General features: G+C 42.1%; 17 protein-coding genes and 1 pseudogene. 7 read left to right on the top strand and 11 right to left on the bottom strand.

Annotated features, from left to right (window positions below; all coding sequences use genetic code 11):
• Positions 1–193: 193 nt before the first annotated feature.
• A complete protein-coding gene (locus tag V7K42_RS16790; protein WP_334917972.1) occupies positions 194–469 on the bottom strand; it encodes a helix-turn-helix transcriptional regulator in 276 nt (91 codons plus the stop codon).
• Between the two features lie 162 nt (positions 470–631).
• Between V7K42_RS16790 and V7K42_RS16795 the strand changes: the two genes are divergently transcribed.
• Positions 632–823: a hypothetical protein gene (locus V7K42_RS16795; RefSeq protein ID WP_334917974.1), complete on the top strand. Its 192-nt coding sequence runs from the start codon at positions 632–634 to the stop codon at positions 821–823.
• Positions 824–1,075: 252 nt separating this feature from the next.
• Here V7K42_RS16795 and V7K42_RS16800 read toward each other — a convergent pair whose 3' ends face one another.
• From V7K42_RS16800 to V7K42_RS16825, 6 genes and pseudogenes are all read right to left on the bottom strand, one after another.
• A complete protein-coding gene (locus tag V7K42_RS16800; RefSeq protein WP_334917976.1) occupies positions 1,076–1,807 on the bottom strand; it encodes a choice-of-anchor K domain-containing protein in 732 nt (243 codons plus the stop codon).
• A gap of 311 nt (positions 1,808–2,118) precedes the next feature.
• On the bottom strand, positions 2,119–4,293 hold the full coding sequence (locus tag V7K42_RS16805; RefSeq protein ID WP_334917978.1) for a tetratricopeptide repeat protein: 2,175 nt from the start codon (positions 4,291–4,293) through the stop codon (positions 2,119–2,121).
• A 256-nt stretch (positions 4,294–4,549) separates the two neighbouring features.
• Positions 4,550–4,729 (bottom strand): photosystem II assembly protein Psb34, encoded by a 180-nt coding sequence (gene psb34, locus V7K42_RS16810; protein ID WP_094344871.1) that lies wholly within the window; start codon positions 4,727–4,729, stop codon positions 4,550–4,552.
• A 139-nt stretch (positions 4,730–4,868) separates the two neighbouring features.
• Positions 4,869–6,890 carry a glycine oxidase ThiO gene (thiO, locus tag V7K42_RS16815; protein ID WP_334917980.1) on the bottom strand — a complete coding sequence of 674 codons (2,022 nt, stop codon included), beginning with the start codon at positions 6,888–6,890 and terminating at the stop codon, positions 4,869–4,871.
• A 113-nt stretch (positions 6,891–7,003) separates the two neighbouring features.
• Positions 7,004–7,402, bottom strand: coding sequence for a hypothetical protein (locus V7K42_RS16820; protein WP_334917982.1), 399 nt, complete (start codon positions 7,400–7,402; stop codon positions 7,004–7,006).
• A 17-nt stretch (positions 7,403–7,419) separates the two neighbouring features.
• A pseudogene (locus V7K42_RS16825) lies at positions 7,420–7,756 on the bottom strand (2Fe-2S iron-sulfur cluster-binding protein).
• Positions 7,757–7,831: 75 nt separating this feature from the next.
• On the opposite strand from V7K42_RS16825, the gene cimA reads away from it, so the two are divergent.
• Positions 7,832–9,508 (top strand): citramalate synthase, encoded by a 1,677-nt coding sequence (cimA, locus tag V7K42_RS16830; protein ID WP_334917984.1) that lies wholly within the window; start codon positions 7,832–7,834, stop codon positions 9,506–9,508.
• A gap of 362 nt (positions 9,509–9,870) precedes the next feature.
• Here cimA and V7K42_RS16835 read toward each other — a convergent pair whose 3' ends face one another.
• On the bottom strand, positions 9,871–10,104 hold the full coding sequence (locus V7K42_RS16835) for a hypothetical protein (RefSeq protein WP_094331125.1): 234 nt from the start codon (positions 10,102–10,104) through the stop codon (positions 9,871–9,873).
• Positions 10,105–10,264: 160 nt separating this feature from the next.
• Here V7K42_RS16835 and V7K42_RS16840 point away from each other — a divergent pair, with 160 nt between their 5' ends.
• Positions 10,265–12,388 (top strand): NAD(P)/FAD-dependent oxidoreductase, encoded by a 2,124-nt coding sequence (locus V7K42_RS16840; protein WP_334917986.1) that lies wholly within the window; start codon positions 10,265–10,267, stop codon positions 12,386–12,388.
• 216 nt (positions 12,389–12,604) lie between these two features.
• On the opposite strand, the gene V7K42_RS16845 is transcribed toward V7K42_RS16840, so the two are convergent.
• Entirely contained in the window at positions 12,605–14,128 is a 1,524-nt protein-coding gene (locus tag V7K42_RS16845; RefSeq protein ID WP_334917988.1) for a hypothetical protein, read from the bottom strand.
• A 979-nt stretch (positions 14,129–15,107) separates the two neighbouring features.
• Here V7K42_RS16845 and V7K42_RS16850 point away from each other — a divergent pair.
• The 4 genes from V7K42_RS16850 to V7K42_RS16865 all read left to right on the top strand — a co-directional run bounded on the left by V7K42_RS16850 (position 15,108) and on the right by V7K42_RS16865 (position 19,937).
• Entirely contained in the window at positions 15,108–16,562 is a 1,455-nt protein-coding gene (locus V7K42_RS16850; RefSeq protein WP_334917990.1) for an aminotransferase class V-fold PLP-dependent enzyme, read from the top strand.
• 148 nt (positions 16,563–16,710) lie between these two features.
• Positions 16,711–17,997: a sulfite oxidase gene (locus tag V7K42_RS16855; RefSeq protein ID WP_334917992.1), complete on the top strand. Its 1,287-nt coding sequence runs from the start codon at positions 16,711–16,713 to the stop codon at positions 17,995–17,997.
• A gap of 103 nt (positions 17,998–18,100) precedes the next feature.
• Complete coding sequence (locus V7K42_RS16860) at positions 18,101–18,892, top strand: sulfite exporter TauE/SafE family protein (RefSeq protein WP_334918006.1); 792 nt, start codon at positions 18,101–18,103, stop codon at positions 18,890–18,892.
• Positions 18,893–18,944: 52 nt separating this feature from the next.
• Positions 18,945–19,937 carry an RNA ligase (ATP) gene (locus V7K42_RS16865; RefSeq protein WP_334917994.1) on the top strand — a complete coding sequence of 331 codons (993 nt, stop codon included), beginning with the start codon at positions 18,945–18,947 and terminating at the stop codon, positions 19,935–19,937.
• Positions 19,938–19,993: 56 nt separating this feature from the next.
• On the opposite strand, the gene V7K42_RS16870 is transcribed toward V7K42_RS16865, so the two are convergent.
• Both V7K42_RS16870 and V7K42_RS16875 read right to left on the bottom strand, forming a co-directional pair.
• Complete coding sequence (locus tag V7K42_RS16870; RefSeq protein ID WP_334917996.1) at positions 19,994–21,493, bottom strand: Ig-like domain-containing protein; 1,500 nt, start codon at positions 21,491–21,493, stop codon at positions 19,994–19,996.
• Positions 21,494–21,545: 52 nt separating this feature from the next.
• The gene (locus V7K42_RS16875; RefSeq protein WP_334917998.1) at positions 21,546–22,319 is read right to left on the bottom strand and encodes a TIGR03943 family putative permease subunit; all 774 of its coding nucleotides are present in this window, start codon (positions 22,317–22,319) and stop codon (positions 21,546–21,548) included.
• Positions 22,320–22,411 lie beyond the last annotated feature (92 nt).

Genomic DNA, 22,411 nt, shown 5'->3' on the forward strand with positions numbered 1-22,411 from the left:
AAAGTTTACTAATTTCTTGATAAGTTTTTCCATCATTCATCAATAATAGAATCAGAATCTTTTCTCTTACGTAGGGATTGTTATGCTCTTTTAGCTTTTTTAGTAGCCGTTCCTTCTGCTCTTCAGAAAGATGATTTTTGGCTGGCATAGGTGGCTGATACTGGATTAATTATTTAATCTCTTATTATCCAATCTAGCTGCGTAACAGCTTATCAATCCTGTTATCCTGGTTTAACTCTGGTTCAGTCGCAGGTTCAGCAACTATTTCTTCCCACTCTAGGTCTAGCCTGTCGCAAATCTGGACAAACAGGTTGCGGTCAACAGGCTTACCTGTAAAGAATTTTCCGATAGGCTGTCGAGTAATTCCTAAATCTTCAGCTAACGCCTTTTGAGTTAAGGAATAACGAATTAAAGCTCTTTTTGCTTTTTGGATACCTTCTGGAGAAGAGGAAAGCGATCGCCCGGACATAAGCTAACCACTAGACTTTTGCTGATTCTAACTGTCAATTTCGTAATTCATTCTCATTGCATACACAACTCACTCATATCACAAGCCTGTATTTAAGCCTACAACAACCACCCGCCTGTAAAGCTAGGGATGTAGAGATTCAAACGATTTAGGAGTGGGTCAATGTTATCCAAGAAATTTCCTTCAAGAGATGAAGTGCTGGCTGTTGTAACGCTGATTATGGTGATTGGTTCTCTCACTCTTGCAGTTATCGACGAAAAGAGTCGCCCTCCATTTCTCGATTTAACAAAAGTTGCTGTCGGTACATATATTGGATTATTGATACCTCGGTCCAGGTCAAGCGATCGCAACTAGCCAAATTAAAATTATGTCTTGGCGACTAGAAGTCGGACGACCATATAAACAAAACCCGCCAGCGCGGGTTTTAATTTTGTATTATCCACAAAAAACGATCTAACTTGAGTAAATTAGCGTATTACTTCGTCGAGTTTCCCGCAAAGATCATAAACGCTATAAAGCTCATATTGAAGCCGAAAAATTTCCTAGTTTAATTACATCTTTAAAGGCGAACAGAAGCAACTGTTCTAACCGCTAAAGCTCTTAGTATTAATTCTCCCAGAATTTTTTCCGAGATATCAGATATATCCCTAGCAGTGATATACCTGCTATCGTTGCAGGTTCGGGTATGGGTTTGATTTCGGCATAAATAGCTGTTCTACTTGTGCCTCCTTCAAGAGCCTTAACACTTATCTGGGGAACGTCTGGATTAAAGCCAGTTAGCTCAAGCGTGTATTTATTGCCTTCAAAGGTGAAACTGCGATCGCTCAAATTTTTGTCTATGAATACAAAGTCTGCATTATCTTCAGGATCTATTGCGTCATTAGGTGTATTTACTAGATGCAACTTGAAGTCAAAAACTTGGCTGATTCCAGTGGGAGGGTTGAAAGATACATTGAGATTTAAAGGTACAAATTCAACGCTTGTACCTTTGAGTACCGTTCCATTAAAGTAAGTCAAATCAGCTATTTTGAATGCAGAGTTGATGTCTGCTGAAAATGAACTTCCATTAAAGGTAAGTTTATTTGAGCCTGTGACTGTACACCCAGGAGTACTTGGATTTGATGGACAAACATTAGCATCACCCCAAGTAAATGTGTTGCTTCCCACACCTGTATATACGGGATTGGTATCGATGCTTCCTGGAGTAGGTTCTCCCCATGTACCACTAGAGATACCAGAAAAAGTGAGAGCATCTGCTTGACCAGAGAAACTAAATCCTGTGGTTGCACTCACAAAAAAACTAGATATAGCAGTCGCAAAAATCAAACTTAGTTTCATAACTTAGGTTTCAATTCTCATCCTTGAGCTTTTTTCAACTACATGTCTAGTCTAGATTAGTGAATTTACTGAAAATACGCCAATATCTTATTGTAATTTTTATAAAGACTTTATACTTATTTAAGTTTGTTTAACAATAAATTTATATTTATTAAGCTAAATTTATGGATTGTTTAAATATTTTACCATTTTATAATTAGAAAACTATTTGTGTAGGTGTAGCCCGTGGTAAACATGGCTACTTTAATTGATGCTCTGACTAATTGTCAAGTTTATATCAAGTTATTTTTCAAGAGTTTTTAGCGTTTTTCTTATAACTTTGACAAAATCTCTGGCAACAACTGACTAGGAATTTTAGATAAAGCCAGATTTTGTCCCTGTATCCCTAATTCATTATGAAAAGCGCGAATAGTTTTTACCACATAAGTAAAAGTTGTTTGATAAGCTTCGGGTTGTTTGCTTAATCCTTTTAAGGCTTTTAAATGGTTTTCTAATGCTACTTCTAGGTGTTGAGAACGTGTTGCTTTGTCACCATTAAATGACTTATCTATTACTAGCTGATAATGTGCTAGTCCCAGGTTATTATAAGAGGCAAGCAAATCGAAACTTAAAAGAGTACCGCTCAGTGAGTGAGCCAAGTCTATGGCCTCTTCATAAGCGCTGATACATAGTTGTAGGTAGTTTTGCCGTGCCTGTTTAGTTGTCTGAGATAGGTTTGCTAAATGCCAGTAGGCAGTACCCAGATTATTTTGTGTAGCGGCGCAGGCACTAGGAACATTAGCTGGAGTGCGATATTTGAGAGCTTCACTATAGACATTAATCGCTAGCTGGAGATTTTGGGCAGGTTGTTCGTATTGTGCCAGATTCCAACAAGCAGTACCGATATTATTTTGAATCATGCCATATTTAAGCGGTTCCTCTTTAGGGTTGTAATGTATGAGTGCTTCGTTGTAAGCTGCGATCGCTTTCTTTAAATGCACAATTGGTTGATTGTATTGCCCTAAATGCCAGTAAGCAGTACCCAAATTGTTTTGGCAAGCCGCATACTTTAATGAGTCCATCTCGGCTGTACGGTAGCTGAGTGCTTCACTGTAAGCTAAAATTGCTTGCTGCCAATTTTCAGATGGGTGAGAAAAACGAGCTAAATCACCATAAGCTGTCCCCAAATTATTTTGCACACGAGCGTAAGTTTCTGAATGTGTCTGAGGTGACATCATCTTTAACGCCAACTGATAAAATTCTATCGCCTGCTCTATATAAGTTTGCCCTTCCTCAGAATTGGGTGGTGTGCGGTATAGCATCCAGTAGAGTGTGCCCAAATCATTCAAGATATCTGGAAGTTGCGATGAAGTTTCGTCATAGCTAATTGCCTCCTGATAGGCAATTATTGACACCATCAGGTTTTCTAAAGTTGAATCTCCTTGCTCAATGCGAAGGCGGTATAAAGTGCCTAAGCGATGATAAGCTTCTGCCAGGATCTCCCCTGTAACTTGCTTTTCATGTAATTCTTCAATCTCCAGCAAAATCTGCTGCGGTTGTAAGTAATCTTCAGTATTTTGAGCAGAGTTTGTGTTGATTGTTGCTATTACTAGTTCAGTTAACTCGCTACTAACATAAGATAAAGATGACAGCGATTGATTATCATTCCCATTACCAGACCTATTAGTAAATTCCTGCTGTTGTGGCGTAGCTTCCTGGGTTTTATGTACGCCATTCTCTTGTATCTCTACTGGAAAATCGGAATTATTTTCAAACTTGAACTCGGTGGCTACCGTTATCAGTTCTTCTTGGCTAACTGATTCATTTAGAATCGACTGCTCAATATTCTCTAAATCCAAGCTTCCAGAACGTGAAAAACGTTCTGGATAGCCTGCTTGAGTTGCTGGTGTGGGTTCTCCAGCAAATACAAATACGCCAGTCTGGCAACGCCAAAACTGTGGTGCTGATTGCTTGATGGCAGACAACCAAGGGCGCGGTATCCACAACAGCAAGTTAGATTCTAGGAATCGGCTGGATTCTTGGGTAGAAAAATATTGTTCGCTTAAACGAAGATAGTGTAAAAATAAACGCTGTGTTGCGACTGGTTGCTTGGTGAGATGCTCCACACCTACAATCTGAAATGCTGGGACTGGAAAAGGTCTTCCAGGGGTATCTTTTGATGACCCAATAATTGGCGGTGGATAATTTGCCAACCATTGATTTATCTGAACTATGGGATTAGGATCGTTTAAATTCAAACGTAACGTAACTAATCGCGGATAGGCTGGAGTGCTATTTTCTTGAGCATTTGATGACCGATATAGCACCTGTCCAACAGGATAAGCCAATGTAGAATGCAGACGGGCTGCTACTTGATTTCTTAAGTGTAAATTATCACATACAGCTAAAAAAAGTTGTCGTCGCAAGCCAAGACTTAAGGCAAGTTTCAGGCGGTGGTATACTTGCCGATTCCAAGTTGAATTATTGTTGTATGCAGTATCATTCACGCTTAAAGAGCCAAAACAAAGTATATATCACCCTTCTAGTGCATCCAAGTGGGCTAAACTCATGATAGAAATCATTTTTAAATAGATATTGTGCTGCTCAGGATAAATTAAGCCTTTATAAATATAAACAAAAAAGTATATAATTATACTTTAATTACCAGTTAAATTTTAACAAAAAATAAAAAAGCAGGCCCCTATTTAAATCGGAACCTGAAAAACTATAAAGAAGATGAAGTTTTCTGAAAATATTTTACGATCAACTGCTCTTAGAAACGAAGAAGGCGACTAGAATCAAGGCGACAACCAAAGCTGTAGCGGCGATTCCTAGTATGAGATAAGTTCGTTTTTGCCCTTCTGTGGGAGGTTCTGCTTGATAAATCTTTGGTTCCCGGGCAAAATTATTCAGAAGGCCGCCTTCTTCATTGGTATAGGGCATGAATTAATTCCTTTATCTTTATCGTTAATTTAATGTTACATAAATGCTAAATCCGCTCTGAAACTGCTAGACAAATCGTTACATTGGGGATTGGGATTAGAAAACTTTTTCCTAGTCTCCAGTACCCAATACTCATTCCCTAACTAGTAATTGTCCCGGTGAGAGGTGAACTAGGACTGGCATAATCTTTAATGGGCATTCTGCCAGCAAGGTATGCTAAACGACCGGCGACTGTTGCTAAATTCATGGCACGAGCCATAGCTGCTGGGTTTGGAGAAAGTGCGATCGCACTATTAATTAATAAAACATCTGCTCCCAATTCCATTGCTTGGGCGGCTTCTGAGGGTGAACCAATACCTGCATCTACTACTACCGGGATACCTGCATTTTCGATGATGATTTGGATATTGGCGGTTGTTTTTAGCCCTTGTCCAGAACCAATCGGCGATGCCAAAGGCATTACTGTCGCACAGCCTACTTCTTCTAAACGCTTGGCTAACATGGGGTCAGCGTTTATATACGGCAATACTGCAAAACCTTCTTTAACTAGTTGTTCTGCGGCTTGTAGCGTCCCAATTGGATCTGGGAGTAAATACTTAAGATCGGGTATTACTTCTAACTTGACAAAATTGTTATCTTCTTGCCCTAACAATTTCGCCATTTCTCGTCCCAAACGCGCTACCCGAATTGCCTCTTCAGCAGTTTGGCAACCTGCGGTATTGGGTAACATCCAAATTTTTGTCCAATCTAAGGCTTCAGCTAAACCTTCATGTCCGGGGGCCTTGGTTTGTACCCGTCGTACTGCCACGGTGACAATTTGGCAATCACTGGCAATGACGCTTTGCTGCATTTCTTCAATGCTGCGATACTTACCAGTTCCCGTCATCAAGCGGGATTGAAAGGTTTTGCCAGCAATAATTAGTGGGGAGTCTTGAATAGGGAGTGGGGATATAGCAGTATGATGCCCGTTAGAGAAATTGGCAGAGTGAGTCAGCATTGGTGTGGAGGTAGATGGCTGGGATTGGAAGCGCGAATAGTGAAAATCAGCAAGTAGAGGATCGGGTTTTTGTTTTAATATTAAGTCGGCAATCAATGCGGCGGTTACGGGTGTCAGGAGAATTCCGTTACGGTAATGACCAGTTGCAAAGGTTAAATTTTGACAGTGACTAGTACCAAGGATGGGTAACTCATCGGGGGTAGCTGGGCGAAATCCCCACCAGAACTCTTGGATAGGATAATGCTTTAACTGGGGATACAGCCGGATGGCAGCTTGTAATAATTTTTGAATGCCGTCTGGGGTGTTGTTGGGGGTGAAGCCAACGTCTTCGCTTGTTGCCCCAATAATCAGGCGATCGCATCTTGGTACGATGTAAATATTCTGCCCAAACAAAACCCGCTTCAAGGGCAAGTCCGGCGCAAATTCTGGTATCCGCACACTCAGCATTTGTCCTTTTCTGGGTACCACTGGTAGCGGTAATAACTCATTTGACCAAGCACCTGAAGCTAAAACATAGTGCATGGCGCGAATTATTCCAGCATTGGTTTGCACGCCAACCACTTGTCCTTGCTGCTGTAAAAATCCTTCTACTGTAATACCATCTTTGAGTTCAACACCAATAGATTCAGCCGCCGTCCGCAATACGTGAGCTAAAGCCTTATTATCAACTTGTGCGTCTTCAGGATACCACCAGCCACCAACTACCTCTGTTCCCAATCCTGGCTGATATTGATGAATTGCCTCTTTATTTAACCAGTAAGCAGGGGACTCTTCGCTAGCAGAGGGGCAGAGGGGCAGAGAGGCAGAGGAGAGAACTTCCTCTTTTCCCCCTGCTCCCCTGCTCCCCTGCTCCCCTGCTCCCCTGCTTTCTTCAAAGACGGGTGCGAGGATACCACAAGGACGGTAGCCAGTATTTAAACCGGTTAGTTCTTCTAGTTTGCGCGTCCATTCGGGATATAAAGCACGCGATCGCCAACACAATGAACGCATTGCCTCATTAGTGATGTTTTCCGCATCTGGTGCTAACATCCCGGCGGCGGCGTGGGTAGCGGCAGCCTGAAAGTGACGACAAAGCACGGTGACGTTTGTCCCGCGCAGTTTTAGTTCAATGGCGATCGCTAAACCAATAACGCCGCCACCAATAATTACGATCTCACTAGTCATTAGTCATTAGTCATTGATCGTTAGCCATTTATCATTAGTACATAACTAATAACTCATAACTAATTAACTCATAACTTATAACTTATAACTCATAACTAAAGACGGATCTATCGTTACCACAAGGCTCGAATTGGTTCGTTGCCTTGATTTGTGTTGCTGGATGGCGTTTCTGTTGTCGAACTATCTGTATTGTTTTCTGTTGTACTGTCAGCAGGTGATGTTGAGTCATCAGAAGGATTCTGAGCAACGTTACTTCTATTGTCAGGTCTTGGAGCTACAATAGAGCGTTTGTTTTCGTTTGTTTCAGTTGTTTCATTTCCTTCAGTTGCAGTTTCTTCATTTTTGCTGCCAGCACTGCTATTAACATTGATATTAGCTGGCAGGACTTTTGCTGCTTTCCCACCAGGAGCGTTAGCCGTTTGTACGCCCATAGGAAAATTGATGCCTAGTAATGTACCAAGCAGAATGGCCAAACCTCCAGCCATTAAAATTAAGGGTGTCCATCTACCCATCTTGTCTTAACTCCTTTTTAACCTTTTGGTGTCCACACTATTCGAGAACCTTGTCCCCATCCATCAAACTTTGTCACTTTCACATCGCCTAAAACTAGAGTTTGGCAGTTTCTTACGCAAGTCTGTTGTAAGAGAATGGGGAGGAAGCGAACGCCGGGCTAGATCGCGCCAGTTCGCTGCTGATACTTCGCCCTCTACCTTAACCGCACAAGTTCCGCAACTGCCAATACCCCGACAGTTTATTACCTTAGCACCGTCATTGTAGAGGTCAATACCATTTTGCAGCAAAATTGTTCGGAGATTGCTTTTGTTTACGCACTCAATTGTTTTACCTTCAGCTAGTACTTTAGGCATTTTTAAATTGCCAAACTGGCTTTTTGTTGTATATTGACACATTGCCTCGAAAGTTGTCTCGTCGGTCCCAGTTTTATGACCACAAATTCTTCACCTCAACTTTGGCTCTATGACACGACATTACGGGATGGCACTCAGCGCGAGGGGCTATCAGTCTCGATAGAAGATAAGTTACGCATTGCCCGTAGACTCGATCAACTGGGAGTTCCCTTTATTGAAGGCGGTTGGCCTGGTGCTAATCCCAAGGATGTACAGTTTTTCTGGCAACTCCAAGAAGATCCGCTAAAACTTGCTGAAATTGTGGCTTTTTGTTCGACTCGACGGCCTAACTCCACTGCCGCAACCGAACCGATGCTACAAGATATTTTGGCTGCGGGAACTCGCTGGGTAACGATTTTTGGCAAGTCTTGGGATTTACATGTCACAACCAGCCTCAAGACGACGTTAGAAGAAAATTTGGCGATGATTCGTGACACCATTGAGTACCTCCGTTCTCAAGGGCGGCGGATTATCTACGATGCCGAACATTGGTTTGATGGTTACAAGCACAATCCAGATTATGCTTTACAGACATTAGAGGCTGCGATCGCATCTGGTGCTGAATGGCTAGTCCTCTGTGATACCAATGGCGGTACTTTACCACATGAAATTAGCCAAATTGTGCAAGATGTAGTCCAGGTGACTGGAGACTGGGGACTGGGGACTAGAAAAGACTCTTCCCAATTCCCAATCCCTAATCCTCAATCCCCAATGCCCCAAATTGGAATTCATACTCATAACGATTCCGAAATGGCGGTTGCTAACGCAATAGCCGCCGTGATGGCAGGGGCAAAGATGGTACAGGGGACAATTAATGGTTATGGTGAACGTTGCGGTAATGCTAACCTCTGTTCGTTAATTCCCAATTTACAGCTGAAGCTGGGTTACAGTTGTATCACAGAAGACCAGCTAACACAACTTACAGAAGCTAGTCGTTTTGTGAGTGAAGTCGTCAACCTCGCACCAGATGAACACGCTCCCTTTGTGGGACTTTCGGCTTTTGCCCACAAGGGTGGTATTCATGTATCAGCTGTAGAACGCAATCCCCTGACTTACGAACACATTCAGCCGGAACAAGTCGGTAATCATCGCCGCATCGTGATTTCTGAACAGTCTGGACTTAGCAATGTTTTAGCCAAAGCCCGCAGTTTCGGGATTAATCTCGACCAGCTAAAGGCAGAAGCCAAGCAAATTCTTCAGCGTCTTAAAGATTTGGAGAGTGAAGGATTTCAATTTGAAGCCGCAGAGGCCAGTTTTGCGCTATTGATGCACGAAGCTTTGGGAGATCGTCAGAAGTTTTTTGAAGTTAAAGGTTTTCAAGTCCACTGCGATTTGATTGAGGGGAAAGAAACTAGTAACGCCCTAGCTACGGTCAAAATCGCTGTTGACGGCAAAAATATTCTGGAGGCGGCGGAAGGAAATGGCCCGGTTGCCGCCTTGGATGCGGCTTTACGCAAGGCTTTGGTGAACTTTTATCCCCAAATAGCAACCTTTGATTTGACAGATTACAAAGTGCGGATTCTCAACGGACATACGGGCACTGCGGCGAAAACCCGTGTGTTGGTAGAATCAGGCAATGGTCGTCAACGCTGGACTACGGTGGGAGTTTCTACCAATATTTTGGAGGCTTCCTATCAAGCGGTGGTGGAGGGCTTGGAATACGGTTTGTTATTGCACTCTCAAGCAGAAGCGGTGGTGAAAGCTTCTAGTTGACAAAAACAAATATGTAGTGTACTCACCAGATTACGCTTTTCGATGAGAAGGGGAAGCGATCGCTAATACTTAATTGCAGAATTGATCCAAAAAAAAGACCTATGGTATAAACCAGAGGTCTTTCCGTTTCAGAACGTTGTAAAATTCATTAGCAACGTAAAACGCTGATATGGTTAATTTAGTGGCTTCTGTGCCATGAATGCCAAAATAGCAACCCAATTGCCAATCCCATACTGAGAAGTATTGTTACTCCCATACCTAAATTACGTAGGTGCAGCCCGCCGCAGGCATCGCCAATCCAATATTTAGGTGCAGACCTAGAAATCGAATGCTGCGACCAAAACTTCATCTTATGCCAGGTTTTAGGAGAACTTTTCCCACGATTGGGCAACTAATTGGCTCAACCAGCGACGTTGTTCCCGATCCAGCAGTGGATCGTCTGCTAGTAACTGAGCGGTTAATTCTTCCAAAGATTGACCCTGGGCGCGGACAATTTTAATTACTCCAGCGATCGCAGCAGCAACGAGTTCTTCATCAATTGGCTGTTGTCGGAGAGCAAAAATTTCCTGGGGACTGTCTGGAATGGGATAATTCATGGCGTGGGTTTACAGAAATACAAAATGAACAATAAATTCAACAAATTCTTAAAATTTCTTTACTGAATCTTTACCAAACTAATAGCGCGGAGTTTACCTTACTTTGTGCTTTCATAAAATCTGTCTTAGTGAGTAGATTGATCGGAGATGTCAGGAAACGATGAGAGAAATCCTTTATTTAGAAGTTCCAACTCCAGATATAGAAACTGTACGTAGCTGGCTACAAACGGATTTTGAACCTGGAAATGGAGAAAAAGTGCTTACTTCGGAAGGCTTTCGCCTCAAAATACCCAGTGCTACTACACCTGCTGGAGCGGCTCTTTCCGAAAAATTGCCTGCGGAACTTTCGGTATTTGTCTGGACGGTGCAACGAACTACCTATCTGAAAGTGTTTCGTTGGGCAGAACAACCTTTTCCCAGAGAGGGACAAATTCTGCAACGTCTAACCAAAGAAATTAGAAACCGTTTTCCGCATCATTACCCAGAACCACCAGCGATTGATTTATCCCAGCAATCGATTTTTGCCTCACTAGGCTCTGCTTACCCCCTCACCGTCAAGTATTTTCAGAAAATGCCTAACGGTGAATACGATCTAACACGTGCCTACTGGTGGGAACAACGATGGCGCGAAGGAGTACGAAATCCGCAGCAGCCGCGTCAAGTTGTGTTTTCCAATCAAGAGGGTAGGGGAAAAGGTAATCTCAGTAAACAGTCTCTAGTCACCAATCCCCAGTACGACATCATCTACATCGGTGGCGCACTAGGCGCGATTCATGCTGCATTAATGGCAAAACTAGGATATAAAGTCCTGCTGGTGGAACGAATGCCCTTTGGCAAGATGAACCGAGAATGGAATATTTCCCGCGATGAGATTCAAAGCTTGATTAATCTGGGTTTAGTTACTCCCTCGGAGTTAGAAACCATCATTGCTAGGGAATACAAAGATGGATTCAACAAATTTTTTGATGCGAATAATCCATCCAAACTGCGATCGCCCGTTCTACACACACCCACAGTCCTAAATTTAGGCTTAGATTCCGAAAAATGGCTCCTTATGTGTGGGCAAAAGCTGCAAGCCGCAGGCGGCGAAATCTGGGATGAAACAGAATTTATGCGTGCAGATATTGATATATCACAAGTTTTGTTGCAAGTCAAGCACTTACCTAGTCAGGTTGAAAAACAAGTAAGCGGACGATTGCTAATAGATGCAATGGGAACTGCCTCACCCATCGCTTGGCAGTTAAATGGTGGTCGGGCCTTTGATAGTGTGTGTCCAACGGTGGGAGCGGCAATTGAGAGCGGATTTGAGCCGCAAGTGTGGGATTCGCAGTATGGGGACGTGCTTTATAGTCATGGCGATATTTCGCGGGGAAGGCAGTTGATTTGGGAACTGTTTCCCGGAGCAGATGATGAACTGACGATTTATTTATTTCATTACCACGAAGTAAATGCTGAAAATCCTGGTTCTTTGCTAGAGATGTACGAAGACTTTTTCACGATTTTGCCAGAGTATCGCAGGTGCGATATGGACAACTTGGTGTGGAAAAAGCCGACATTTGGGTATATACCGGGACATTTTAGTGTGGGAAGCAGCGATCGCACAGTTGCCTTCGATCGATTAATTGCGATCGGCGATGCCGCATCACTCCAGTCTCCCCTCGTCTTCACCGGGTTTGGCTCCCTAGTTCGCAACTTAGAACGCTTAACAACACTGTTGGATACTGCCCTTAAACATGACTTGTTGAGTTTCCGCCACTTGAATCAGATTCGCGCTTACCAAAGCAACGTTTCAGTAACTTGGCTATTTTCTAAAGGGATGATGGTACCCACTGGAAAATTTTTACCACCCCAGCGGATTAACTCCATGCTCAACACCTTCTTTGGATTGTTAGCAGACGAACCCCAAGAAGTAGCAGATAACTTCATCAAAGATAGGTGTGATTGGTTAACCTTTAACCGATTAGCACTCAAAGCCGCTAGGAAAAATCCTGCCTTGCTTTTATGGATTTGGGAACTTGCTGGGCCTAGAGATTTAATGCGATGGCTTGGTAGTTATTTCAACTTTGGTCGTCATGCCCTCGTTAGCGCTTTGCTGAGTCCGTGGTTCGGGCCCTTCTTAAACCGGGTAGGTTTTTGGCTAGAACCCCGGAATCCTGGCTTGTGGCTGTGGTTGCTGACAATTAATTATGCGATCGCCACAGGCAAACCGCGATCGCGCTCTCAAGTAGCAAAAACCAACCCAGAAGCCATAATTCCGAAGTCAGAAGCAAGGATTCTCAATTAGATATTGGACATGACTAACGACTAAGTAGATCGGCGAAATTAAAGCTAAATGGCGATCGCGAATAGCGGCGACCACACCAGAGAGCTGTCTTTTGTCATTAGTCATTGGTCATTAGTAAGGGCTTTAAGCCAGTTTGCGTTTCATAACATACTTGGGTTTCTTTCGCGCCAACTTACTTAATAACCAATGACCAATGACCAATGACTAATGACTAATCTATTGACCTTGAGGGCGAAAATTCGGTAGTTCCACAGATGCTAATGACTTACGCCCTTTGGGTGGACGCTGGGGATAAACCACAGGTGAAGGTGAATTAGCATCATTAGTGTTATCACTTAATAACTCTGGTGAAAATTGGGAAACTTCTGACCAGTAGTCTTCAGTTTCTTCAACAGGCGACTCAGTGTGGGAGGAAGTAGAGGAAACCAGTAAGTTATTGGCTGGTGAAGTTACAGGATCTGTTGTCCTAGAAATGGAGATAGTTGCAGGGGGATTGATTTCTGCTTCCAAGTGCGCTTCCTGTGAATTTTCTATTTCCTCATCGTCTTTTAGGATTGTTGCTAAAGTCTCCCAGATAGGAGAATCATTATTATTCACATCCGTTTTAGCAACAGGCGGTGGTGATGCAGATTCAGGCTGGGAAGTGAAAAACATTTGGATTAGACTATCTAATTGCTGATCTAAATTGGATGAACCCGAAGTTGAAAGAGCTTCTGGAATATCTGGGGAATCGTCAATTTTTGGAGAGGGGATTGGTTCTGGTGGTGTTGAGGTATTTTGATTTTTCTTAACTGACCAGTTCCAAGGAGATGATGGTGGCGGAGTCGGTTCATTTCTTTGAAATGGGATTGGTGCTGACGGTTCGCCCCAAGAATTATCTTTATTGTCAGTCAAGGATTCTGATTCTGCTGACCAAGGTTGAATTGGCTGGGCGTTAGGAAACAAAGACCGAGCTTTTCTAGAAAATCTTCCTTGTCCGCTAGTTATGTCTTTGGGATGTTTTGCAGTATCTTCTAAGGAGTCATAGCTAGGAACCGATGTATCTAGACATTTTTCTAGAGCTGCTTTGAATTGCAGCGTCTGGCGTTGTTGTCGCATCAGTCTAGTACGTAACTCCCGACAAACAGTTTCTGACTGCAATAACTGTTCAGACTGTTCGCTATTATTAGTGTGTAACAACGTACATTCTCGCTCTAACTGGGCAAGGCGTTGCTGGCTAATTTGTAGCTGTGCTTTATAACTATCAGTGAAAATTTCCTGCCGTTGAACGGTTTGTACAGCAGTTTCTAATTGTTGAAATAGAGATTTTATCTGTTCTTGAGCCGCAGCTAATTCCTGAGTATGTTGGTTGAGCATCGACTCAGTAACGCTGGAGCGCGTTTTCTGCCACTGCAAAACCTTTTCAGACTCAGCTAGGTTGTCTTTTAGCTGCTCTACTTGTTCATACAAATTATTGTTAGCCGAACGTAATTCTTCGTTCAATGCCAGCAGGTTTTGAAACTCCGAGTCAATAAGTGCTTGCTTGCCGCTTTCCGGCTCTGCAACCCAGTCTTGCTGGGTAGTATCTTTTGAAAATTGTCTATCTTCAGCTGGCATGAGGAGTGGCAGTTGTTTAACTACCATATTGTCATTAGGCACAACTGAGTAAAAGGGACAACTCGCCTGCTCCGATTGTGGCGAATTAGCAGAATTTAGGGATTCCATCACAGCCCCCTTGTTTGAGGTGTCAGCTTCATTCATCACTCTTGACCCACCTGCCTAAAAATATCAGCAGTGCTGGCATTAGCATTGCTTATCAACTGTGTCTAATCAGGGTTTGCTCTAGAAGCTAAGTTTAACTCTCTCCAGGCACCAGCAATTAATCATCAATTGGTGTTCCCTATTTTGTATCTAGACTGATGCCGTTATAACACTATGATGCTCTTCCCCGTCAAGAAGAGGCAGGGGAAAACAGGGTAGGGGCAGGAGAGACAAATACAGAGTGGCTCTCTTCTGAGAAAGTTTTTCGTATCAAAAAACCTCCTCAAATTATATTTTATTCTCTATATTCGCATCTGTCTTAGGATATAAATTTAAAATGTGTCCTTGAACACATTTTTCTACTGACTCATTTATTACTTAGAAACAATGTCAGTACAAGTATCTAGTATTCAATAATAGTTCTGGGATCTTGAACGATCGCTATTTAATGTCAGTAAACAATTAAGAGCTTCTGCCAGGAATAAAATGTTAGGAAAATATCATGTTTACGAATAAACACTTATAAATAAATGTTGAAGAGGTAATAATTTTAGTAAGTAAATTCATAAATTTTTTTTAAAGAATAATCTCAATTTAGTCCAGTCATTTTTGTTGGGAAATACTTTTATAGCAAGCAATTCCAGACTTAATTATTCAGATGCTTTTTTATCAACTTGTCTTGAATACATCAAGTTTGTTTAACGATCGCAAGAAAATTGCTTAAAGTATACTTGAATACTTACATATATTATCACACTGTGCTTTTTTTAACAGTAAAAACATTTTATTTAAGTGTTAATACGGATACACTTTTTAATTGATTTATTAAAGAATAATTGGAATAACCGAGTTTTCTACTAGCTAGAAAGTAATTATAGAGACCATGATTACTACTGGCTAATACGAGCGTTGTGTTAGAGAAAGCGTGTGGTAGTTAAGCTTTTCCAAAAATTATAGGTTTAAAATAGGGGTGCTAAAGATGACCGATATACTTGCAATAGGTGTAAATATAAAGCAAGAAGCTGTCCAATTACCGCTAGTTGCAGAAAATTTTGACAGTTTTTGGGACAAAGAAATTAGACCGTTATTCACAGATGAGTCTCTGTCTTTTAGGGTAAAGACTCTTCAGGGAAACTATATAAAGTACGTCAACTTGGATAATGGAGCTACCACCACTCCCTTTGCAACCCTTAAGCAGCATGTGGATGAAATGCTTGATACATACGGCAGCGTCCATAGAGGTTCTGGGCAAAAATCCATCATCACTACACGAGAATATGACGCTAGCCGGAATGTCATTCGGGATTTTGTGGGTTCATCTTTAGACAACTATGTAATCTTTGCGAAGAATACAACAGAAGCAATTAATGGAGCCGCCACACTTTGGGCAAAAAAACCTGGAAAAATCTTAGTTTCTGATATCGAGCATTCATCAAACCTGCTCCCTTGGGTTACTAGAGATGAAGTTGTGCAGTACAGAACCCAGCCGGACGGAAGTGTAAGTGTCGCAGAAATTGAAGAAATCTTTAAGGCACACCAAAATCTCCCCGAAGCCGAACAAATTAAGTTAGTAACAATTACAGGTGCTTCGACAATTACAGGTTATAGACCCCCAATTTACGAAATCGCAGCTTTAGCACATCGGTATGGTGCGAAGATTTTTGCAGATGTGTGTCAGTTAATTCAGCATGAACGAGTAGATATGCGTGCTGACGATGACCCATGTCATTTAGATTTTGTAGCTTTCTCTGGACATAAGATGTATGCACCTTATGGAACTGGCGTTTTGCTGGGGCCAAAGGAATTTTTTGATAGTTCTTACCCTTATCAAATTGGTGGTGGGAACCTGCCTTATATTACCAGAAACCTAGAAATTAAGCGTTTTTATACAGAACGGGCCCACGATCCTGGAACACCAAATGCAATGGGGGCGATCGCAATTGCCAAGGCGATTGAAATTATCGAAGCAGTTGGGCGCGATCGCATTGCTCAGTATGAACACTCTCTAGTTGAATTCACGCATACACGGCTTGGGCTAATTCCTGGAGTTCAATTACATATCCCAGGAAATAATTTAGCTCATGTTATTCCCTTTGATATTGATGGGTTTGATGGACGCTTAGTAGCAGAAATTCTGGCACAAGAATATGGCATTGGCGTTAGGGCTGGGGCTTTCTGCACTTATGAATACATTCGCAAACTCAAAAATATTTCGGATGAGCAAGACTACGAAATTGCTCAGGAAGTAGATAGGGGAATTACCCGCAACATTCCCAGTATTATCCGCGCCAGTTTTGCAGTATATAATACATTAGAAGACTGCGATCGCTTTATTGATGCGATCGCTCAAATAGCTAAAAACGGATTTTACCACTACTTGCCTAACTACACACAAGATGAAATCACCGGTGTTTGGACAGCGATAAATAGCTAGTCTTTTTAGGGCATGGGGTCATTGGGCATTGGGCATGAATTATTATCGTTGTGTCCCTTGTCTCACTTATCTTCCTCATCTCCCTACTCGCCTCCTCCTTGATCTGTGTCTGTTAATTACGAATTACGAATTATAAGGGGGTAATAGCTTGAGCGATGAAAACCTCTTCGACCATGAGGATTATCTACACGCACGGGTTGATGAGTGCATCTGGCAAAAAAGCACAGATGCAGGTATTTCGCGTCAACGCTTTCTGAAAATATTAGCCACAATGCTTGGCGTAACAGCCATTGGGGGGTTAGCTAAACCTGCGCCGGCTCACAGTCAAGCGGCTGTTAAAACTAAAGGCAGTAAAATACTTAAACCATTGCCACCAGGGTATATCTCTCATAGCAAAGGCACATTAGAGATGAACTGGGAAGCAATGTATGGGCGTGGTTATTTAGTGCCAAACGATTGGTTTTATGTTCACAACCGCAGTACACCTCCACCCTTTGACCCATCTACGTGGCGTTTGCAAATTCATGGAACTGGCGTTTCTACTCCCTGTGAGTTCACTTACGATGAAATCATCGGTATGCCCTCCATCTCAGTCACTTGTGCCATAGAGTGTGCTGCTAATGGTCGGCGTTTTTTTGAAGAAGCTTACAACATACCACTCCCTGGAACTCGGTGGAGGCTTGGGGCTATTGGGGTGGCTGAGTGGACTGGTGTACCACTAAGCATATTATTAGAGCGGGCTGGATTGAAATCCACAGCAAAAGACGTACTTGTTGAGGGCGCAGATTTTGATTCGCTAGACTCAAAGGGGGCGAATAAATCCAAGTTCAACAATGTAGTTCCCATTGCTAAAGCATTAGCAGATAACTCACTCGTCGTCTATGCCATGAATGGAGAACCATTACCTCCAGATCATGGCCAGCCATGCCGTGTCTTGTTCCCTGGTTGGGGAGGAAACGCTAACGTTAAATGGATTGAGCGGATTGAGGTTTCTGAAACACCGATATATACGCAGTGGGTAACGGAACAGATGGTGCTGATTGGTGCAGATTATCCAGCGATCGCACCATATAAAGGTAAGCTGATTACCTATCAAAATGTTAAGAGCGCTTTCGAGTTGGCTTGGCCCGCTAAACTTTCAACTCAAACCCGCTTACTACGTGGGCGTTCTTGGTCTGGAAAAGGAAAAATTGTCCGTGTGGAAGTTAGTCTAAATGGCGGTAAAACTTGGCAATTTGCCCGACTGAGAGAACCAAACTTTCCATTTGCATGGACACGGTGGGATATTGAATGGAACCCAACACCTGGCGAATATTTTCTCCAAGCTCGTGCTACTGACAATTTAGGAAACACACAACCGAGTACAGTCCCGTGGAATGATTCGGGATTGCTCTACGGAGGCGTTGTTAGCCATCCGGTAACAGTAGGGGGATGAGAAAGTTGGGAGTTAGGAGTTAGAAGTTACAAGTTTGGAGTTTGGAGTCAAGTAATTAATGCCCAATGCCCAATGCCCAATTCCCAATTCCCAATTCCCAATTATGATTGATTTTAGTTGGTTGATTTTAGTCGCTGGGGGTTTAATATCTGGAGTTATAGCTGGACTTTTAGGAATAGGTGGCGGTATTATCACGATTCCTCTTTTAGTCACACTAGGTTATACTCCCGTTCAAGCGATCGCTACTAGTAGCCTTGCTATTGTGATTACTTCAATTTCTGGAAGTTTGCAGAATTGGTGGATGGGCTACTTTGACTTTAAACGAGTAATTTATTTAGGAATTCCCGCTTTTCTAACTACTGGAATCGGTGTATACTTTGCCAATAAAATTCCATCCTATATAATACTTTTTACATTTGGCATCATACTACTTGCTAATATTTATTTGATTGAGCTTCGTAAGCAACTGGCTTTCAAAGAGAAAGAGAATACAGCCCCAGTATTTAACCCATTAGTTTCTAAAATTGGCACTGGGGGAGCAGCAGGAATTTTAGCAGGTTTATTTGGCTTAGGTGGCGGTACGATTATGGTGCCACTGCAAATGTTGTTATTAGGAGAAGAAATTAAAGTAGCAATTCAAACTAGTTTGGGTGTGATTGTCATCACTGCTTTAGCTGCTTGCACAGGACACACATTAGAAGGAAATATTCTGTTTGTTCAAGGTATAGTTTTGGGATGCGGAGGTCTTTTAGGCGTTCAAATGAGTACTCGCGCATTGCCAAAAATACCAGATGATACTGTAGGTTTAGTACTTCGGATTTTCTTAGGAATACTATCAATTTATATTTTTTGGGAAGCGTGGATAAACTATCAACAAATAATTCCTACTTTGTAATTTATAAAACTTTATAGTTTATCTGATATCTTTTTTTCAAAAGAGGTGATTCATGAGTATTTTTAAAGTTGAAGTTGTCAAAATCAACAGCATTAATCCTCATCCCAATGCTGATAGGCTAGATATTGCCTCTATTGAAAATATGGAGTATCAAGTAGTTATAGTCAAAGGTAACTTGAATTTTGGAGATTTAGCTTTTTACTTTCCTATTGATAGTGTTATTCCAGAAAACTTTTTGGATGAGTTTAGTATTCGTAACTACTACTCGAAAAAACTGCGTGCTGCTAAACTTCGCGGAATTTTTTCTGAGGGTTTACTTATTCCCGTTGGTAATAACTTTACGGGAAATGTCGGAGATGACTACACGGAGTATTTTGGTGTAACAAAGTACGAATATCCAATTCCTCAAGGGATGAGTGGGGAAGTTGAGAGTTTTATTGGAAATTACAAATTCCCCAGTCCAGAAAACCTAAAACGTTACAAAAACATCTTAATTGAAGGTGAGGAAGTTGTTGTCACAGAAAAGTTACACGGAACTAACTTCACTGTTTTAATTGATGCTGATGGCACAACTAAAATTGGTAGCCATAATTACTTCTGGAAAAACAGCGAAGTAAACAAAAAATTAGTTTATATTCGTGCTTACAACGAGAACGAAGTTTTCCAGAAACTTCCGCCAAGAACTCAGATTTTTGGTGAAATCTACGGCGTGCAAGATATCAAATATGGCTTGAATAATGGCAATATTGGAATTGCTTTATTTGCTGTGCGTCGCGGTAGCTATTTTCTCAATCACAGCGATTTTGTGGCTTTTTGCGAAGAATTTGCTTTGCCGAGAGTACCTGTGCTTTATATCGGTGCTTACACTTGGGAAGCGGTTTCTCAGTTCAATAATGCCAATAGTGTAGTCAGTCCTAATTGCATCATGGAAGGCGTTGTTGTGCAACCAGTCATTGAGAAAACGCATCCAGAAATAGGTAGAGTAGTTTTAAAGTTGATTAGCGATCGCTATCTGCTCCGTAAGGATGGAACTGAACTTCATTAAGTTCATCTCAAGTTTTGGTGGCGACATCTTAACTAATCTACTTAACAATTATTCTCTTAAGGTAGCCAACGAGGATGAAATCCGGCTAAGGGCAGTTGTTCTGGTTTAATTTCAACAGTCGTAGCATCAGCAATGGGTAGCAGAGGCATTAACCACAGGCTACTGGTAGCAATAATATCTCCATCATCAGTTTTCAAAGTGTTTGTGGGTAATGATGCTGGGGGGTTTGTCTGTGGTACTACTTGATCAAATAACAAGCCCAAACCATCAGCAGATAAACTCATTTGCACATTTCGTTGAGCAGGAGGCAGTACTAGCAGTGGTTTCTGTTGCCCGGTTTTCAGATCGATTGCCACTACATAAGGCTGTTCTATGTATTGTTCTTTGGATACTAGTTGTGTCAGCAAGCAGTAGAGGGTAGGTGAGGCGATGTCAAATTGGCAACTGACAATTGAGCCTGTTGTTTTTAATAGTTGTTTCTGCACACCTTGGTTTGTCACTAAAAACAAATCTCGCGTGTAATCTGTATTAAACTTTACCATCGCAGCCTGAGAGCCATCTTTAGAGAAAGCCTGTACCAAACCAAACTGCGGCAGAAAATCTAGGGGTTTAGTGGCATCACCTTGCAGTGGTAAAATTGCTGCCCCCTCTCCTTGGGCAACTGCTACGGCTTTACTATCTGGCGTGATCATAAAGTCTCCTCCCGGTTGGCTTTTCAAGCGTTTAGGAGTGGGTTTTTCTGCTGAAGCATCGCTGGTTGCTGGCATAAACCACAGTCCAAAGTCGCCGGGATTAGTTTTGTTTCCCCTCTGGATGACAATAGTTTCCCCATCAGGTGATAAGTCAAATTTCAGGTTTTCATAATCTTTACTATCTAAAACTAGGTCAACTTTTCCTCCTGGCTGTGCTTCTTGTCCAGATTTACTAGAAACGCCTGTTGTGACTGTGTAAAGTTGAGCTGAAAGTAAGTCTTGGTTTTTGGTGGCGCGAGCCGAAAATAAAATTTTCTCCCCATCTGGAAAAGACTCAAAGTCCATTGCAATCAAGTCTTTGGGAGTAAGTACCCTTTTTTGCTCTTGGGTTAAGTTGTATAGAACTAATCGTCCCTGTTCTTCTTTATCGGTTCCTATGTAAAGGATGACGCGATCGCGTGTGCGAAAGCTACCTGTAAAGGGCTGGAGCGTTCGATTGTTACCTTCTTGCTGGGCAAACTTATCTTTGGCTCCCTGTAACTGCACTTTATAATTCGTGCCATAAGGTGCAGGTGTTAGGAGTGTATAAACCATCCGCCGCCCAGCCCAACTAAATTTACCTGCTAGGGGTGGATCGATTTTCAAATTATCCTCTACGCTTTTTATTTCCATTGGGCGGCTGAAGGTGAGAGTAAAAGAGTTATCTTCCGCCCCAATCTGTTGATTTTGCCAGGTAAAGTCCCGCACACGAGCAGTCACCACATCACCTTGCAATATGATTAACCCAATCAGCACACTCAGCAGCAGCATCAGTGCGATCGCTATCCGATCCAGTGGTTGAATAAATGCTTTAGATTTTATCATTAGTCATTTGTCAATAGTCATTTGTTAATAGTCATCTGTCATTTGTTGATGACTAATAACTATAAGGATTTTGGGGTTGAGGAATCTTTTTGAGAGAAGTAGCGGCAATGGTAAGTTGGCGTTTACCTGCCAAATTTTCTGTCACCATTTGTCCTTCTACTTCCAGCCAGGTGTCAGGGGAATAAGGCTCTTGATTGTTTGGGAGTTTGACGGGTAAGCCTACTGGGTAAGCATCTGCTGCACAGCAAGTTAATACAAATCGGGCTAAGAACAAATATTCTTTTCCGATATCTGATGGGTGGATGACAAATCCTTGCACCTTGACTTTTTGACCTGTATATGTATCTGGCTCTGGATAGACATTGACAGTGCGTACCCAGTCTACAAGCGATCGCTCTTCTGGACTAACAGTAGCCCGAAAAGCTTGTGGTTTGACGCGTGTAGTTCCCAATAAATCAGCCGTTACACCCCGTTGGAGTGCTTTATCACTAGCAAAAACTTGTGGTGTAAAAATGAAACCTAAAATCGCTGCAATCAACAATAAAGCACTGCCCCAACCAGGAGGAAATAAACTAATGTGCTGGGCGTTTGCTATTACATCACGGCGACGGCGCAACCAAAGTTCTTGCATTTTGAAGAAACCGATAACTATCAAGCTGATACCAGTCACAACCACGAACCAAATATAATTTGGGTGAATCAACAGGTTCAGCTTGTTAGTTAGCCAATATCTCACCATCAAAATACCCCAAGCTGTAATTGCTAGGGCATCTAGCCAAGGGAGTAACAGATTTGGGATTTTAGATTTAGGATTTTTATTAGTCATTGGTCATTGGTCATTGGTCATTAGTCATTAGTCATTGGTCATTGGTCATTAGTCATTGGTCATTAGTCATTGGTTATTATTTACTGGGGATT

It is taken from the genome of Nostoc sp., from assembly GCF_036917455.1.
Taxonomy (GTDB): domain Bacteria; phylum Cyanobacteriota; class Cyanobacteriia; order Cyanobacteriales; family Nostocaceae; genus Nostoc.